The 16350-nt window shown below is 69.3% G+C and carries 18 protein-coding genes; 14 read left to right on the top strand and 4 right to left on the bottom strand.

The window, feature by feature from the left end; translation table 11 throughout:
- The first annotated feature begins 106 nt into the window (after positions 1–106).
- From AC3WXD_RS07625 to AC3WXD_RS07610, 4 genes are all read left to right on the top strand, one after another.
- Positions 107–1300 carry an MFS transporter gene (locus AC3WXD_RS07625; RefSeq protein WP_059411280.1) on the top strand — a complete coding sequence of 398 codons (1194 nt, stop codon included), beginning with the start codon at positions 107–109 and terminating at the stop codon, positions 1298–1300.
- Between the two features lie 131 nt (positions 1301–1431).
- On the top strand, positions 1432–2070 hold the full coding sequence (pdxH, locus tag AC3WXD_RS07620) for a pyridoxamine 5'-phosphate oxidase (RefSeq protein WP_492323462.1): 639 nt from the start codon (positions 1432–1434) through the stop codon (positions 2068–2070).
- Between the two features lie 214 nt (positions 2071–2284).
- Positions 2285–3517 carry an SAM-dependent methyltransferase gene (locus tag AC3WXD_RS07615; RefSeq protein ID WP_020204602.1) on the top strand — a complete coding sequence of 411 codons (1233 nt, stop codon included), beginning with the start codon at positions 2285–2287 and terminating at the stop codon, positions 3515–3517.
- 8 nt (positions 3518–3525) lie between these two features.
- Positions 3526–4569 (top strand): DUF72 domain-containing protein, encoded by a 1044-nt coding sequence (locus AC3WXD_RS07610; RefSeq protein WP_492323461.1) that lies wholly within the window; start codon positions 3526–3528, stop codon positions 4567–4569.
- A gap of 13 nt (positions 4570–4582) precedes the next feature.
- On the opposite strand, the gene msrA is transcribed toward AC3WXD_RS07610, so the two are convergent.
- Positions 4583–5137 carry a peptide-methionine (S)-S-oxide reductase MsrA gene (gene msrA / locus AC3WXD_RS07605; protein WP_020204604.1) on the bottom strand — a complete coding sequence of 185 codons (555 nt, stop codon included), beginning with the start codon at positions 5135–5137 and terminating at the stop codon, positions 4583–4585.
- Positions 5138–5535: 398 nt separating this feature from the next.
- Here msrA and AC3WXD_RS07600 point away from each other — a divergent pair, with 398 nt between their 5' ends.
- On the top strand, positions 5536–6090 hold the full coding sequence (locus AC3WXD_RS07600; RefSeq protein WP_020204605.1) for a flavin reductase family protein: 555 nt from the start codon (positions 5536–5538) through the stop codon (positions 6088–6090).
- A 17-nt stretch (positions 6091–6107) separates the two neighbouring features.
- On the top strand, positions 6108–6647 hold the full coding sequence (locus tag AC3WXD_RS07595; protein ID WP_059411278.1) for a MarR family winged helix-turn-helix transcriptional regulator: 540 nt from the start codon (positions 6108–6110) through the stop codon (positions 6645–6647).
- Here AC3WXD_RS07595 and AC3WXD_RS07590 read toward each other — a convergent pair.
- Complete coding sequence (locus tag AC3WXD_RS07590; RefSeq protein WP_020204607.1) at positions 6625–7107, bottom strand: Lrp/AsnC family transcriptional regulator; 483 nt, start codon at positions 7105–7107, stop codon at positions 6625–6627. The two genes, AC3WXD_RS07595 and AC3WXD_RS07590, sit on opposite strands and share 23 nt — an antisense overlap.
- A 171-nt stretch (positions 7108–7278) precedes the next feature.
- Between AC3WXD_RS07590 and kynB the strand changes: the two genes are divergently transcribed.
- The 3 genes from kynB to kynA are packed head-to-tail and all read left to right on the top strand — an operon-like array spanning position 7279 to position 10162.
- Positions 7279–7941, top strand: a complete 663-nt coding sequence (gene kynB / locus AC3WXD_RS07585) for an arylformamidase (RefSeq protein ID WP_059411277.1) — start codon at positions 7279–7281, stop codon at positions 7939–7941.
- A 42-nt stretch (positions 7942–7983) separates the two neighbouring features.
- Positions 7984–9240 carry a kynureninase gene (gene kynU, locus AC3WXD_RS07580; protein WP_020204609.1) on the top strand — a complete coding sequence of 419 codons (1257 nt, stop codon included), beginning with the start codon at positions 7984–7986 and terminating at the stop codon, positions 9238–9240.
- 13 nt (positions 9241–9253) lie between these two features.
- Entirely contained in the window at positions 9254–10162 is a 909-nt protein-coding gene (gene kynA, locus AC3WXD_RS07575) for a tryptophan 2,3-dioxygenase (RefSeq protein ID WP_492323460.1), read from the top strand.
- Between the two features lie 7 nt (positions 10163–10169).
- Here the strand turns inward: kynA and AC3WXD_RS07570 are convergent, their stop codons facing one another.
- Complete coding sequence (locus AC3WXD_RS07570) at positions 10170–10994, bottom strand: IclR family transcriptional regulator (RefSeq protein ID WP_492323459.1); 825 nt, start codon at positions 10992–10994, stop codon at positions 10170–10172.
- Between the two features lie 328 nt (positions 10995–11322).
- Here AC3WXD_RS07570 and AC3WXD_RS07565 point away from each other — a divergent pair, with 328 nt between their 5' ends.
- Positions 11323–12516: an acyl-CoA dehydrogenase gene (locus AC3WXD_RS07565; RefSeq protein ID WP_020204612.1), complete on the top strand. Its 1194-nt coding sequence runs from the start codon at positions 11323–11325 to the stop codon at positions 12514–12516.
- A 169-nt stretch (positions 12517–12685) separates the two neighbouring features.
- On the opposite strand, the gene AC3WXD_RS07560 is transcribed toward AC3WXD_RS07565, so the two are convergent.
- Positions 12686–13324 carry a peroxiredoxin gene (locus AC3WXD_RS07560; RefSeq protein WP_020204613.1) on the bottom strand — a complete coding sequence of 213 codons (639 nt, stop codon included), beginning with the start codon at positions 13322–13324 and terminating at the stop codon, positions 12686–12688.
- A 230-nt stretch (positions 13325–13554) separates the two neighbouring features.
- On the opposite strand from AC3WXD_RS07560, the gene AC3WXD_RS07555 reads away from it, so the two are divergent.
- From AC3WXD_RS07555 to AC3WXD_RS07540, 4 genes are all read left to right on the top strand, one after another.
- A complete protein-coding gene (locus AC3WXD_RS07555) occupies positions 13555–13872 on the top strand; it encodes an ElaB/YgaM/YqjD family protein (protein WP_369796917.1) in 318 nt (105 codons plus the stop codon).
- Positions 13873–14067: 195 nt separating this feature from the next.
- Entirely contained in the window at positions 14068–14448 is a 381-nt protein-coding gene (locus tag AC3WXD_RS07550; protein WP_020204615.1) for a phage holin family protein, read from the top strand.
- Complete coding sequence (locus AC3WXD_RS07545) at positions 14445–14972, top strand: DUF3318 domain-containing protein (protein WP_492323458.1); 528 nt, start codon at positions 14445–14447, stop codon at positions 14970–14972. Before AC3WXD_RS07550 ends, AC3WXD_RS07545 begins: the two co-directional genes overlap by 4 nt.
- Positions 14973–15155: 183 nt before the next feature.
- Complete coding sequence (locus tag AC3WXD_RS07540; RefSeq protein ID WP_492323587.1) at positions 15156–16349, top strand: AI-2E family transporter; 1194 nt, start codon at positions 15156–15158, stop codon at positions 16347–16349.
- Position 16350: the final 1 nt, after the last annotated feature.

The following is a 16350-nucleotide window of genomic DNA, read 5'->3' as shown; positions in this document are numbered from 1 at the left end:
GATGGCGCATTGCGGACCTCTGCGAGTGATCGTGGCGTCCTTCTCAGGGTGCGGTTTCGGCCGCACTTGTTTTTCTCCCGGATTCCCCCAAAGCCCCCGCCCGCGCATGACGCCGCTACACGCCACCGTTCCGCCGATCAGCTGCCTGATCGCGCTCACGGTGTGCAACCACGTGGCCTTCAATGCCAGCCGCGTGGTGGTGTCGCTGTTCGCGCTGTCCCTCAAGGCCTCCACCGTCACGCTCGGCATCCTGATGTCGCTCTATGCGCTGCTGCCGATGCTGCTGGCCATCCATGCCGGCAAGCGCATCGACGAGATCGGCCCGCGCAAGCCACTGATGGCCGGCTCGCTGATGGTGCTCGCGGGCACGCTGCTGCCGGCGCTGTGGCCGGGCATCGCGGCGCTCTATCTTTCGTGCGCGCTGATCGGCGTGGGCTTCATGCTGGTGCAGGTGGCCATGCAGCTGCTGATCGGCCAGATCTCCAGCGACGGCACGCGGCTGCGCAACTACACGCTGCACGCGCTCGGGCTGTCGTTCTCCGGCACGCTGGGGCCGGTGGTGATGGGCTACATGATCGAGCACGCGGGCTTCCGCCCGGCCTTCTTCACGCTGGTGGCGGTGGCCGCGGCGGGGCTGGCCGGACTGCAGCTGGTGCGCCACCGCCTGCCCGCGCGCGGCGCCCGGGCCGCGCGCAACGCCATCGTCGACGGCAGCCGCAGTTCCACGCTGGGCCTGCTGGCGCACCCCGAGCTGCGCGCGGTGTTCATCGCCAGCGCGGTGCTGTCGGCCGCGTGGGACCTGCATGCCTTCCTGATCCCGATCCAGGGCACGCGCGTGGGGCTGTCGCCGTCGTCGATCGGCTGGGTGCTGGGCGCGTTCGCCATCGCCACCTTCGCCATCCGCGTGGCGATGCCGCTGGTGTCGCGCCGGCTGTCGGAATGGAAGGTGATCCGCGGCGCGCTGCTGCTCGGCGCGGTGGCCTACCTGCTCTATCCCTTCGTCGCGCAGTTCTGGCTGATGTGCTGCCTGGCGTTCCTGCTCGGGCTGGCGCTGGGCAGCGCGCAGCCCAACGTGATGAACATCCTGCACGCGGCCTCGCCGAGCGGGCGCGCCGGCGAGGCGCTGGGGCTGCGCTCGGCCGTGCTCAATACCAGCCAGGTGGTGTGGCCGCTGACCTTCGGCGTGGTCGGCACCGCGCTCGGCATGCTGCCGATCTTCCTGTCGATGGCGGGCGCGATGGGCGTGGCCGGCTACTACTCGCGCGGGCATGCGCGCAAGCTGCCGCCGCCAGCGGCCTGACGATGGCAACGCGAGGGCTTGCGCATGCGCAAATGCGGCCGGGTGCGCTTTCGCTATACTCGAATCAGGCGCGCCGCCGGTGCCGGGCAGGCCTGCCCGGCGCGGCACGCAGACTTGATACCTGATCCGACATGACCCAACTTGCCGACCTCCGCCGCACCTACGTGCTCGGCTCGCTCTCCGAGTCCGACGTGGCGACCGATCCCATCAGCCAGTTCCAGCGCTGGTTCGACGAAGCCATCCATGCCAAGCTGCCCGAGCCCAACGCGATGACGCTGGCCACCGTCGACGCCGACGGCCAGCCGTCCGCGCGCATCGTGCTGCTCAAGGGCATGGACGCCAGCGGCTTCACCTTCTTCACCAACTACGAAAGCCGCAAGGGTCTGGACATGGCCGGCAACCCGCGCGCGGCGCTGCTGTTCCACTGGGTGCAGCTCGAGCGCCAGGTGCGCGTGGAAGGCACCGTGGAAAAGGTCAGCGATGCCGAGAGCGATGCCTATTACGCCTCGCGCCCGCTCGGCTCGCGCCTGGGCGCGTGGGCGTCGGAGCAGAGCCGCGAGGTCGCGGACCGCGCGGTGCTGGAGCAGCGCGAGGCGGATTTCCGCGCCAGGTTCGGCGACAACCCGCCGCGGCCGGCCCACTGGGGCGGCTATCGCCTGGTGCCGTCGCGCATCGAATTCTGGCAGGGCCGGCCGTCGCGCCTGCACGACCGCATCGCCTACCGGCTGCAGGCGGACGGCGCGTGGCAGATCGTGCGGCTGTCGCCGTGAGCCGTTGAATGGCGGCTGAATAGCGGCTGAATTGTCCGGGCGGCCAGGCGGCCGCGGCCCCGCGCGCATCGGGGCCGCGCACTGCACAAAATTGGGAATTGTCGTAAAGTGAGTCATCGGCACTTCCGCGAGGAAGACGCCATCGTGTGCAGGCCCAGCCTGCCCGCTGCTGAGGTTCGAGGAGTGTGCCGCAACCGCCAATTTGGGAGGCCGCATGTTTTTCAAGCAAGCACTGGACAAGCAACTGGATCACTGGATCGCCGATCTGCGCGAGCGAGCCAACCTCCCGGTCAAGCTGCGATTATGGAACGGCAACGAGTATCCGCTCGGCCGTTTCGAGCAGCCCGCGGTCACGCTGACGGTCCGCGAGGCGGGCGCGCTGCCGCTGCTGCTCACGCCGAGCCTCGACAACCTCGGCGAAGCCTACGTGCAGGAGAAGATCGACCTGGACGGCAAGCTCAGCGACATCATCGCCGTGGCCTACCGCTTCTCCGCCGCCGCCAGCGCGCAGGCCGGCGGCGCGCTGGCCCGCGTGGCGCAGCACTTCGCCCACACCAAGGCCGCCGACAAGGCCTCGATCCAGTACCACTACGACGTCTCCAACGCGTTCTACGCGCTCTGGCTCGATCCGGCGATGGTCTATTCCTGCGCCTACTTCGAGAACGGCGACGAGGACCTCGCCACCGCGCAGCGCAAGAAGATCGACCACATCCTGACCAAGATCCGCCTGCAGCCCGGCCAGACCCTGCTCGACATCGGCTGCGGCTGGGGCGCGCTGGTGCTGCGCGCGGCGCAGAAGTTCGGCGCGCGCTGCGTGGGCATCACGCTGTCGCAGAACCAGTTCGACCTGGCCACCGAGCGGGTCAGGCAGGCGGGCTTGTCGGACCGCATCGAGATCCGCCTGCAGGACTACCGCGACACCGCCGGCACGTTCGACCGCATCACCAGCGTCGGCATGTTCGAGCACGTCGGCAAGGACAACCTGCCCGGCTACTTCAAGCGCATGCGCGAGCTGCTGGCCGACGACGGCTTCGCCATGAACCACGGCATCACCTCGCCCGATCCCGAGAGCGGCGCCACGCCGATGGACGGCTCCGAATTCATGGACCGCTACGTGTTCCCGCAGGGCGAGCTGCCGCACATCGGCATGGTGCTCAACACGCTCCAGCGCGGCGGCCTGGAAGCCACCGACGTGGAGCTGATGCGCAACCACTACAACCGCACGCTGCACCACTGGGCGGACAACTTCGAGGCGCAGGGTGATACCATCCGCGCGATGGTGGGCGAGAAGAAATACCGCATCTGGCGCGTCTACCTGGCGGGCTGCGCGCACGCCTTCGATACCGACCAGATGTCGATCTACCAGGTGGTCTGCCACAAGGCCGGCCTGCCCTCGCAGAGCCTGCCCTGGTCGCGCCGCTACATCTACGACAAACCGCTGGACTGAAAACCCGCTTGACTGAAGACCTGTTCGGCGGCTTGCCGGAAACACCCGTGCCGGCCGCCGCGCCGGCGGCGCGCCCCGCACGCGGAAAAAGCGTGCAGGCGCCGCCGCCCGATCCCGCCCTCCTCGCGCTGGCCGAACGCCTTCCCGCCGGCCTGCATCTCGGTACCTCGTCGTGGTCCTACGGCGGCTGGAACGGCCTGGTCTACCAGGGCGAATACAGCGACAGCCTGCTCTCGCGCAAGGGCCTGGCCGCCTATTCGCAGCATCCGCTGCTGCGCGCGGCCGGCATCGACCGCGGCTTCTACGCGCCGATCCCGCTGGCCGACTACGTTGCCTACGCGGCCCAGGTGCCCGCGCATTTCCGCTTCCTGACCAAGGCGCCCGCCAGCATCTGCGATCCGTGGCTGCGCACCGCCGAGGGCGCGGGCCGGCTGGCCAACGCCAGCTTCCTGAACGCGGAGATCGCCGCGCGCGACTTCATCGGCCCGGCCACCGCGGGGCTCGGCGAGAAATGCGGCCCGCTGCTGTTCCAGCTTTCGCCGCTGGGCGCGATGGCCGCGGACGGCGCCGGCTTCCTGGCGCGGCTCGACGCCTTCCTCGGCGCGCTGCCCGCGCTCGATGCCGGCGCCAATCCGCATGCGTGCTACGCGGTGGAGCTGCGCGACGCATCCCTGCTCACGCCGCGCTTCATCAAGCTGCTGCGCGCGCGCGGCGTGCGCTTCTGCCTGTCGGCGCGCGAGCGCATGCCGCCGGCCGAGCGCCAGTTGCCGGCGCAGGCGCTGATGGACGAAGGCATACCGGGGCCGCTGGTGCTGCGCTGGATGCTGCATGCGGGCTTCGCCTACGAGCAGGCCGAATCGCGCTACGCGCCGTTCGACCGGCTGCTGGACGAGGACCCGCACACGCGCGCGGTGATCGCCGGACAAGTGGTCCGCACGCTGCGCGCGGGCCAGCCCGCCTACGTGATCGTGAGCAACAAGGCCGAGGGCTGCGCGCCGCTGAGCTGCGTGCGGCTGGCCGAGGCCATCGCCGAGCGGCTGGCGCGCGACTGAGCGCGCCGGCGGATCAGCGCACCAGCAGGTGCGCGAACTTCTGCCGGAACTTGGCCAGCTTGGGCGAGATCACGAACGAGCAATAGCCCTGGGTCGGATGGGTCTGGTAGTAGTTCTGGTGGCCTTCCTCGGCGCGCCAGTACGGCTGGCCCGGCTCGATCTGCGTCACCAGCGGGGCGTCGTACAGCTTTTGCGCGGTCACTTCGCGCATCACGTACTCGGCCGTCGCGCGCTGCGGCTCCGAATGGGTGAAGATCACCGAGCGGTACTGCGGGCCGACGTCGTTGCCCTGCCGGTTGAGCGTGGTCGGATCGTGGATGGCGAAGAAGATTTCCAGGATCTCGCGGTACTTGATCACCGAGGGGTCGAACGTCACGCGCACCACTTCGGCGTGGCCGGTGTCGCCGTCGCAGACCTGCTCGTAAGTCGGATGGTTCACGTGGCCGCCGGTATAGCCCGATTCCACCGCCCGCACGCCCCTGACCTGCTGGTAGACCGCTTCCAGGCACCAGAAGCAGCCGCCGCCCAGGGTGGCGACCTCGCGCTCGCTTTCCAACTCTTTTTCCATCTTGTTTTCTCCGGCTCCGACGGTGGATTCAACTAGCATACTCGTTCGGCGCATCTCATGCCGCCCCGGCGCGCCCGCGGCGGCATGGCGGCAGGCCGTCCCCGCCGGGACGCATGCGGAGCGTGGCCGCGGTCATGCGTTTCCCGTCATGTGTCCGTGTTCCCGGCTAGGCAGCGGCGCCGGCCCGGACAACGCCACACTGGCGGGTCGGGATTGGGACTCCGCTACAATCCCCACGGCCTGTCCGGCCGGCAGGGCGCCGGGTCCGGGGGCACGCCGCCGCCTTGGTGCGCCAGCCCACCGATGCGCCGCGCCGGACGCCTTAGCTTGTACTTGTGCTTCTCGTCGCCGGCGCAAATAATATATGAAATTTCATGGATTCAAGTGGAGCCCGCGCTATGGGCATGCCTGAAGCCACGCCGCGCACCGTCGGCAAGGCTGCCTCTCCCGATTTCGACACGCTGCACTTCCGGCGCACGCTGTCCCAGTTCGCCACCGGCGTGACGGTCATCACCACGCGCGCGGGCCCCGGCTCGCCGCCGGGCGCGCCGTTCGTCGGCATCACCGCCAGCTCGTTCAACTCGGTCTCGCTCGATCCGCCGCTGGTGCTGTGGAGCATGGCCACGCGCGCCAACAGCCTGCCGATGTTCCGCGACGGCTCGCACTACATCATCAATGTGCTGTCGGACTCGCAGCTGGACCTGTGCCAGCGCTTCGCCACGCTCAAGGGCGACCGCTTCGCCGGCGTGGACTACCGCCTGTCCGAGACCGGCCTGCCGATCCTGGCCGATGCGCTGGCCTGGTTCGAATGCCACAACCGCAGCCGCTACGACGAAGGCGACCACGTGATCTTCGTGGGCGAGGTCGAGCGCTGCGGCGTGCACGGCCTCGCCGGCGGCCCGCTGGTGTTCCACGACGGCCGTTTCGGCACCACCCGCCCGCTCGCCGACTGAGGCGCCGGGCGCGCGCCATGACGCAACCGCAGCCATCTCCGCCGCCACCGCCGCCACCACCGGCGGGCGCCTTCGTCGACGGCTACCTGCCCTACCTGCTGGCGCGCGCGAGCCACCTGATGGCGGACGAGTTCCACCGGCAGGTGGAGGCCGCCGGCCTCTCGATCCCCGCATGGCGCGTGCTGGCCGCGCTGGCCGACCGGCCCGAATGCACCATCGGCGCGCTGGCCGATCTCACCCTCGCCAAGCAGCCCACCCTGACCAAGCTGATCGGCCGCATGGAGGCCGGCGGGCTGGTCGCGCGCCGCAACGGCGCGCGCGACCGCCGCCACGCGCTGGTTTCCATCACCGCGCGCGGCCGGGCCTGCGCGCGCGCCCTGCTCGCGCAGGCCGCGCGGCACGAGCGCCGGATGCTCGACGATTTCGGCCCGGCGCAGGCCGACCAGCTCAAGGACGCGCTGCGCCGCCTGATCGCGCTGCACGCGCCGCGCGAGGCGGCGCCCAGACAACGCGCACGCGGCGCGCAGGCAACGCTCAAGCGCCCGGCGCGCCCTTGATCACCGCCAGCGGCGAACCGTCGGTCTTGATCTTCTGCAGCACGATGTTGGAGCGGATGTCCATCACGCCCGGCGTGCGGTACAGCCGGTTGACGATGAAATCCGAGTAGTGCTTGAGGTTGCGCGCCTGCACCTTGAGGATGTAGTTGCTGTCGCCGGTGATGATGTAGGCCGACACCACCTCGGGCCACGCCTGCACCGCCGCGTTGAAGGTATCGTGCCAGCCCTCCACGTCGTGCCGCATCGACACCTGCACGATGGCCTCGATCTCCAGCCCGAGCTGCTCGGCGTCGAACCACGCGCGGTAGCCGCCGATCACGCCGCTTTCCTCCAGCAGCCGCACGCGGCGCAGGCACGCCGACGGCGACAGCGCCACGCGGTCGGCCAGGTCCTGGTTGCTGATGCGCCCGTTCTCCTGGAGGCAGGCCAGGATGCGCAGATCGGTAGGGTCCAGGTTCATTTCGCAGATTCTTTCCACATTCTCGTATTCGGTGAAATTCTATGCGAATCCGAGGTCGATACCCGGGGTATTTAGCAAGCCTCTTGCCTGGGATATTGACTATCATGCCGTCATCCGCTCCTCGCCGAGCCAAGGAACGCCGGACCCCGGCGCCACTCGCCCGCCCCGCCAATGACGAACCGCCCCGCCGCCACCGCCACGCCCGAGCGCCAGCTCTGGGACATCAGCCCGCCGCTGTCGCCCGACACCCCCGTGTGGCCCGGCGACACGCCGTTCCGGCAGGAGCGCGCGTGGCAGATGGACGCGCACTGCCCGGTCAACGTGGGCCGCATCACGCTGTCGCCGCACACCGGCGCCCATGCCGACGCGCCGCTGCACTACGCCGCCGACGGCGCGCCCATCGGCGCGGTCGACCTCGCGCCCTACCTCGGCCCGTGCCGCGTGATCCATTGCCTGGGCGCCGCGCCGCTGGTCGAGCCGCGCCACGTCGAACACGCGCTGGCCGGCACGCCGCCGCGCGTGCTGCTGCGCACCTACCAGGCCGCGCCGCTGGCGCGGTGGGACCCGGCGTTCTGCGCGGTGGCGCCCGCGACCATCGCGCTGCTGGCCGCCCACGGCGTGATGCTGGTCGGCATCGACACGCCCTCGCTGGACCCGCAGGAATCGAAGACGATGGAGGCGCACCGCATGGTGCGCCGGCACCGGCTGGCCATCCTCGAAGGGCTGGTGCTCGACGCCGTCGCCGCCGGCGACTACGAACTGATCGCGCTGCCGCTGCGCCTGGCCGGGCTCGACGCCAGCCCGGTGCGCGCCGTGCTGCGCAGCCTGGCCTGACGCGCAGGCCCACCGAATCCGTTTTTTCTCCAGGAAGCTCCCATGACCGCACCAAGCCGCGAGCAATGCCTCGCACTCGACCGGCAGGACCCGCTGCGCCCGCTGCGCGACCAGTTCGCGCTGCCCGAAGGCGTGATCTATCTCGACGGCAACTCGCTGGGCGCGCGCCCGCGCAGCGCCGCCGCGCGCGCCGCCGAGGTGGTGAGCGAGGAATGGGGGCATGGCCTGATCCGCAGCTGGAACACCGCCGGCTGGTTCGACCTGCCGCAGCGCCTGGGCAACAAGCTCGCGCCGCTGATCGGCGCCGGCGAAGACGAAGTGGTGGTGACGGACACCACCTCGATCAACCTGTTCAAGGTCCTGGCCGCGGCGCTGCGCGTGCAGCAGGCGCGCGACCCGCGGCGCAAGGTCATCGTCTCGGAAGCCAGCAACTTCCCCACCGATCTGTACATCGCGCAGGGCCTGGCCGACCTGCTGCAGCAAGGCTATTCGCTGCGCCTGGTCGACGCGCCGCAGGAGATCGACGCCGCGGTCGGCGCCGACACCGCGGTGCTGATGCTGACCCACGTGAACTACAAGAGCGGCGAGATGCTGGACATGGCCGCCGTGACCGCGATGGCGCACGCGCGCGGCGCGCTCACGGTGTGGGACCTGGCCCATTCGGCCGGCGCGGTGCCGGTGGCGCTGACGGCGTCGGGCGCGGACTACGCGGTGGGCTGCACCTACAAATACCTCAACGGCGGCCCCGGCTCGCCGGCCTTCCTGTGGGTCGCGCCGGCGCTGCGCGATGCGTTCTGGCAGCCGCTGTCGGGCTGGTGGGGCCACGCCGCGCCGTTCGCGATGGAGCCGGGCTACCGCCCGCGCGCGGGCGTGGGCCGCTTCCTGTGCGGCACCCAGCCGGTGACTTCGCTGGCGATGGTCGAATGCGGCCTGGACCTCTTCGCCCGGACCGACATGCAGGCGCTGCGCGCCAAGTCGCTGCTGCTGACCGACCTGTTCATCGCGCTGGTCGAGCAGCGCTGCGGCCACCATCCGCTCGAGCTGGCCACGCCGCGCGCGCACGCGCGCCGCGGCAGCCACGTCAGCTTCGCCCATCCCGACGGCTTCGCGCTGGTGCAGGCACTGATCGAGCGCGGCGTGATCGGCGACTACCGCGAGCCGCGCATCGCGCGCTTCGGCTTCACGCCGCTGTACATCGGCTTCGCCGACGTGTGGGACGCGGTGGAGGTGCTGCGCGACGTGCTCGACAGCGGCAGCTACAAGGAAGCCCGCCATCAGGCGCGCGGCCTGGTGACTTGAGGAGGAGAACGACATGAGCGCCAACAAGGGATGCCCGATGTCGGGGCCTGGCGATGCCACGAACGCCGCCAACGCCACGAATGCCGCGGCGGCGGGCGGCGAGGCCGCCTGGCACGATGCGCAGATGGACTTCGCCGGGGACATGAGCTACGGCGACTACCTGGCGCTGGACCAGATCCTCACCGCCCAGCATCCGCTCTCGCCCGAGCACAACGAGATGCTGTTCATCGTGCAGCACCAGACCAGCGAGCTGTGGATGAAGCTGGCGCTGCACGAGCTGCGCGCGGCGCGCGAGTGCGTGCGCGGCGACCAGTTGCCGCCGGCCTTCAAGATGCTCACGCGCGTGTCGCGCATCATGGAGCAGCTGGTGCAGGCGTGGAACGTGCTGGCCACCATGACGCCGCCGGAATACTCGGCGATGCGCCCGTATCTCGGCATGTCGTCGGGTTTCCAGTCCTACCAGTACCGCGAGATCGAGTTCATCCTCGGCAACAAGAACGCCGCCATGCTGCGCCCGCATGCGCACCGGCCCGAGCACCTCGCGCTGGTAGAGGCGGCGCTGCGCACGCCGTCGCTGTACGACGAGGCGATCCGCCTGATGGCGCGGCGCGGCTTCGCCATCGACGCGGGCTGCATCGAGCGCGACTGGACCCGCCCGGCCGGCGAGAACGCCTCGGTGGAGGCGGCGTGGCTGGAGGTCTACCGCCAGCCCGGCGCGCACTGGGAACTGTACGAACTGGGCGAGAAGTTCGTCGACCTGGAGGATGCGTTCCGCCAATGGCGCTTCCGCCATGTCACCACGGTGGAGCGCGTGATCGGCTTCAAGCGCGGCACCGGCGGCACCGAGGGCGTGAGCTACCTGCGCAAGATGCTCGACGTGGTGCTGTTCCCCGAGCTGTGGAAGCTGCGCACCGACCTCTGACGCGCGCTCAGGGCGCCGGGTCCGACAGCCGCGCGGCCAGCGCGCGCAGGGCCGGCGCCAGCTTGTCGTGGAACACGGCCTCTTCCACGGAACCGTAGGAGGCGCTGCAGCTCAGCATGTGCAGCTCCTTCTCCCCCACCGGCCGGAACGCCACCGCGCAGGCGTGGATGGCCGGGTGCCAGTCGCGGAACGAGGCCGCGTAGCCCTGCCCGGCGGCCTGCGCCAGTGCCGCGCGCGTCGGCCCTTCCTGCGTCTTCCATTGCTCCGGGAAAGCCTGTGCGAATTCCGCCAGCACGCGCTCGCGCCGCGCCGCCGGCAGCGCCGCCAGGTAGGCGCGCCCCATCGAGCTCGACACCAGCGACAGGCGCGAGCCCACGCCCAGCCCGAGCATCACGCCGGCATCGTTGCGGATCGACTCCAGATAGATCACCTCCATGCGCTCGCGCTTGCCGAGCGAGACCGAGACCCCGTAGGACTGCGCGAACGCCAGCATGTGCGGCCGCGCCAGCGCCACCACGCCCGACGCCGACAGGTACGCATAACCGAGCGCCAGCACGCCGGCGTCGAGCGCGTACTTGCCCAGGCTGTCGTCGTAGCGCAGGTAGCCGAGCTGCACCAGCGTGCCGGCCAGCCGGCTCACGGTCGCCTTGGGAAAACCGGTGCGGCGCACGAAGTCCTGGTTGCCCAGCATCGCTTCGCCGGTGCGGAAACAGCGCAGCAGCTCCAGGCCGCGCGCCAGCGCGGCGACGAAGTTGGGATCGCTCTCGCGCGGCGCGGGGCCGGTGGCATCCGCCTGCTGCGTGGCGGGCAAGGCTTGCGGTTCGGTGGCCAAGAGAGCGCTCCGGCTGGTGGAATGGGAAGGTGCCGCGGCCGCAACGGGCGGGGCCGCCACGGTCATGCCGATTCCGGCTATTGCACGGACCGCGCATTGCGCTATACTACATCATCGGAACAAAGTTCCGCAATGCGGAACTAAAAAGTCGCGGCGAAAGTCACGAAAGTCACCGCAGACCGCGGAATGCGCCGATGCTTTTGTTGAGGCCTGCTGACCCCAGGCCACCCGCGAGACCGCCCGGCCCGATCCGCCGCGCCATCCCGCCGGCGCCCGCAAACCCCTGCACGAACCCGCACAACGCACTGCACTACCGAAGGAGACCTACATGGCTGCCAACGCCGAATTCAACTGGGCCGACCCGCTGCTGCTGGACCAGCAACTGAGCGACGACGAGCGCATGGTGCGCGACGCCGCCCAGGCCTATTGCCAGGACAAGCTCGCGCCGCGCGTGCTGCAATCGTTTCGCAACGAGAAGACCGACGTCGAGATCTTCCGCGAAATGGGCGAGCTCGGCCTGCTGGGCCCGACCATTCCCGAGCAATACGGCGGCCCGGGACTGAACTACGTGTCCTACGGCCTGATCGCGCGCGAGGTGGAACGGGTGGATTCGGGCTACCGCTCGATGATGAGCGTGCAGTCCTCGCTGGTGATGGTGCCGATCTACGAATTCGGCAGCGAAGCGCAGAAGCAGAAATACCTGCCCAAGCTCGCCACCGGCGAGTGGATCGGCTGCTTCGGCCTGACCGAGCCGAACCACGGCTCGGACCCGGGCTCGATGGTCACGCGCGCCAGGAAGGTGGCGGGCGGCTATGAGCTGAGCGGCGCCAAGATGTGGATCACCAACTCGCCAATCGCCGACGTGTTCGTGGTGTGGGGCAAGCTGGCCGGCGACGACGGCAAGGAAGCCATCCGCGGCTTCATCCTGGAAAAGGGCTGGAAGGGCCTGTCGGCGCCCGCGATCCACGGCAAGGTCGGCCTGCGCACCTCGATCACCGGCGAGATCGTCATGGACCAGGTGTTCGTGCCGGAAGACAACCTGATGCCCGGCGTGTCCGGCCTCAAGGGTCCGTTCACCTGCCTGAACTCGGCCCGCTACGGCATCGCCTGGGGGGCGCTCGGCGCCGCCGAGTTCTGCTGGCACACCGCGCGCCAGTACACGCTGGACCGCCAGCAGTTCGGCCGCCCGCTGGCCGCCAACCAGCTCGTGCAGAAGAAGCTGGCCGACATGCAGACCGAGATCACGCTGGGCCTGCAAGGCTGCCTGCGCCTGGGCCGCATGAAGGACGAAGGCACCGCCGCGGTGGAAATCACCTCGATCATGAAGCGCAATTCGTGCGGCAAGTCGCTCGACATCGCCCGCGTGGCGCGCGACATGCTCGGCGGCAACGGCATCTCGGACGAGTTCGGCGTGATCCGCCACGTGGTCAACCTCGAAGTGGTCAACACCTACGAAGGCACCCACGACATCCACGCGCTGATCCTGGGCCGTGCCCAGACCGGCATCCAGGCCTTCTACTGAAGCCTGCGCCCGCCCCGTCTCCGAAATCCAAGGGCAAGAAGCAAAAAGGCCCGGCTGCGAAGCCGGGCCAAGCACACTACCAAGGAGAGACGACGGGCGAGCCCATCGTGTTACAACACCGTGACGCGCCGGCCGGCGCCACGCGCCCGGCCGGCCTGCCGCCGGGCCCCTAGCGATTGGGCTGCGGCGTCAGGCGAAGGTAAGGCCGCACGGCCTTGTAGCCCTTCGGGAATTTCTGCTTGATCACTTCCTCGTCCTTCAGCGAAGGCACGATCACCACGTCCTCGCCGTCCTGCCAGTTGCCCGGCGTGGCGACGCTGTGGTTGTCGGTGAGCTGCAGCGAGTCGATCACGCGCAGGATCTCGTTGAAATTGCGCCCGGTGCTGGCCGGGTAGGTGATGATGAGGCGCACCTTCTTCTTCGGGTCGATCACGAACAGCGAACGCACCGTCAGGGTCTCGTTCGCGTTGGGATGGATCATGTCGTAGAGCTGCGAGACCTTGCGGTCGCCATCGGCGATGATGGGGAAGTTGACCGTGGTGCCCTGCGTTTCGTTGATGTCCTTGATCCACTCGCGATGCGATTCGACCGGGTCGACCGACAGCGCGATGACCTTGACGTTGCGCTTGGCGAAATCGCCCTTGAGCTTGGCGGTCAGCCCCAGCTCGGTGGTGCAGACCGGCGTGAAGTCCGCCGGATGCGAGAACAGCACGCCCCAGCTGTCGCCCAGCCATTCATGGAAGCGGATCGGGCCGTCGCTGGAGTCCTGCTCGAAATCCGGCGCAATATCGCCTAGACGTAGTGCCATCTCTGTCTCCTTCCGCGAGAAATTGGGGTTGAACCAGTTTAGTCCGATTGCGATCCAACCCAAACAAATATAAAGTCACTACAAAATCACCTTTTCATCTTAAGGACTTTTGTCTCAAGTCAGCGTCCTACATAACTTGTCGGACCCGTGGTGTTGAAACCACGGCGGCTCCCCGCATATGCTAAGAAAGAGGGCGAGAAGGCTGCCCGACACCGTGCGAGGAAGGCAAAATGTCACAATCCGAAACCACCGCCCGCAAACAGGAGAAACTGATGAGCGATGTCAAGACCGTTTTGTCCGATGCCGAAGAACTGCTTAAGCAAGCGGCCTCGACCACCGGCGAGAAAGCTGCCGAACTGCGCGAGCGCGGCATGGGCCTGCTGAAGCAGGCCAAGGAAAAGGCGCAGGACCTCCAGGACGCCGTCGTCACCAAGAGCAAGGCGGCCGCGCGCGCCACCGACGACTACGTGCACGATCACCCGTGGCGCGCCGTCGGCGTGGCGGCCGGCGTCGGCCTGCTGGTCGGCCTGCTGCTCAACCGCAAGTAATCCTGAACCATGCGACCCGCCGGGCCTGATGGCCCGGCGCCAGGAACGAGTGCCCCGCGTTAGCCGTATTGCGCCCACGCATTGCGCAGCGCGCGGCAACATGCGGAGCAAACGCCCTCCGGCGGCATGTTCCGCCGGCCCGGCTCCCGTCCGCAACCGGTGCAGCCCCGTGCTGCACGCCCTTGCCGGAATTGCATGAGCGACCCGACCTCCTCTCCCAAGTTCATGGACGCCCTGCGCAGCCTGGCAGGATCGCTGGTGGCGATGGTGCAGACGCGCCTCGAACTCGCCAGCGTCGAACTCGCGGAAGAACGATCGCGCCTGATGAAGATGGCCTTGCTGGCCTGCTTCGGGCTGGTGTTCTTCGGCCTGTCCCTGGTCACGCTGACCGTGCTGATCGCCATCGTGTTCTGGGACACCTACCGCTGGCAGGCGCTGGGCGCGCTGGTCCTGTTCTACCTCGCCGCGTGCGCGGTCTGCCTGGCGCTGGCGCGCCACCTCGTGCGGCATGCCCCGCCCCTGTTCGAGGCCACCCTGGCCGAGATCGACAAAGACCGGGAGATCCTGCGCCGATGAGCACGCCGTCCAACCCCAGCGACGCACCGGCCGAACGCGCCGATGAGCGCGCCGACACCGCCGCGGCCCGCGACGCCGGCCAGCCGCGCGCGCATCCGCGCCCGGTGCGCTATTCGCGCGAAGTGCGCCTGCCGCTGGCGATCCGCAAGGAACTGCTGATCACGCGCGCCGCGCTGGAGCGCTATGACTGCGCCCAGGCGCTGCACCAGGTACGCGGCAGCGCGGCGCGCTTCGGCCGCCTCGGCAACTGGCTGCCGCGCGTGGCGCAGCCCGCCTCCTTGCTCAAGCTGCTGGGCCTGGCGCGCGACTACCCGGTCCTCAGTTCCACGATTTCCCTGGCGCTGCCCCTGCTGCGCAAGACCCCGGTGCTGCGCTGGGGCTGGAAGCTGGCCAAGCTCGGCGGCCTCGCCGCGGCCGGCTACTGGGCCTACGATACCTGGCAGAAAGGTACCGCCGGCGACACCCGGACCGCCCGCGCGCCCGGCGCCGCCGACACCGGCTTTCGCGATCCGCTGGTACGCTAGTCCGCAGCCCGCCGCCGATAACCGATAGCCACCCGCCCCGGCCCCGGCCACCACCGGCCTGCCGGTCGGCGCGCCCGCGCCCTGACCAGCGCCCCGGCGAGTTGTCATGCCGGGACGGGATAATCCCGTGCCCCCGGGGGATTTTCCACGCAAGGTGACAGCGCCATGACCCAACCAGCAGACATGCAGCAGAAGGCGTTCTACCTGCTGCTGGCCGCAGTCTCGATCGCATTCTGCTTCGTGCTGTGGCCGTTCTTCGGCGCCGTGTTCTGGGGCGCCATCCTCGCCATCATCTTCACGCCGCCCAACAACTGGCTCACGCGCCGCATGGGCGGGCGCCGCAACCTCGCCGCGCTGGCCACGCTGACGCTGTGCCTGCTGATCGTGGTGCTGCCGCTGATCTTCGTGACCGGCGCGCTGGCCCAGGAGGTCAGCACGGTCTACCAGCAGATCAAGACCGGGCAGCTCAACTTCGGCGCCTACTTCCAGCAGGCCGTGCACGCGCTGCCGCCGTCCGTGAACCGGGTGCTGGACCGCTTCGGCATGGCCGACATCGCCGGCGTGCAGGCCAAGCTCACCGCCGGCGCCGCGCAGGGCAGCCAGCTGATCGCCACGCAGGCGCTGAGCATCGGCCAGAACACGTTCCAGTTCGTGGTCAGCTTCGGCGTGATGCTGTACCTGCTGTTCTTCCTGCTGCGCGACGGCGCGGAGATCTCGCGCCGCATCGTGCAGGCCATTCCGCTGAGCGAGCCGCACAAGCAGCACCTGCTGCGCAAGTTCACCACGGTGGCGCGCGCCACCGTCAAGGGCAACATCGTGGTGGCCGCCGTGCAGGGCGCGCTCGGCGGGCTGATCTTCTGGTTCCTCGGCATCCAGGGCTCGCTGCTGTGGGGCGTGCTGATGGCCTTCCTCTCGCTGCTGCCGGCGGTCGGCGCGGCGCTGATCTGGGGGCCGGTGGCGATCTACTTCCTGCTCACCGGCGAGGTCGGCAAGGGCGCGGTCCTGATCGGCTTCTGCGTGCTGGTGATCGGCACGGTGGACAATGTGCTGCGCCCGATCCTGGTCGGCAAGGACACCCGCATGCCCGACTGGGTGGTGCTGATCTCCACGCTGGGCGGCATGGCGCTGTTCGGCCTGAACGGCTTCGTCATCGGCCCGCTGATCGCCGCGCTGTTCATCGCCAGCTGGGACCTGTCCACCTCCACGCGCGAGGAAATCGAACGCCGCGAGGCCACGCAGGACCAGGAAGACCAGGACCAGCCACCGCCGCCCGCGCCCGATGCGGCCGCCGCGCCATCAGCGCCATCAGCGTCATCCGCCCCGGCCGCCCCGGCCGCCCCGCGCGACCGCGTGCCCGCGGCGCAACGCGCCGAGTGAG

Source organism: Cupriavidus sp. FW216-B1 (assembly GCF_058789195.1).
Note: the sequence above shows the minus strand (reverse complement) of the source record. Positions and strands in the feature narration are given on the sequence as shown.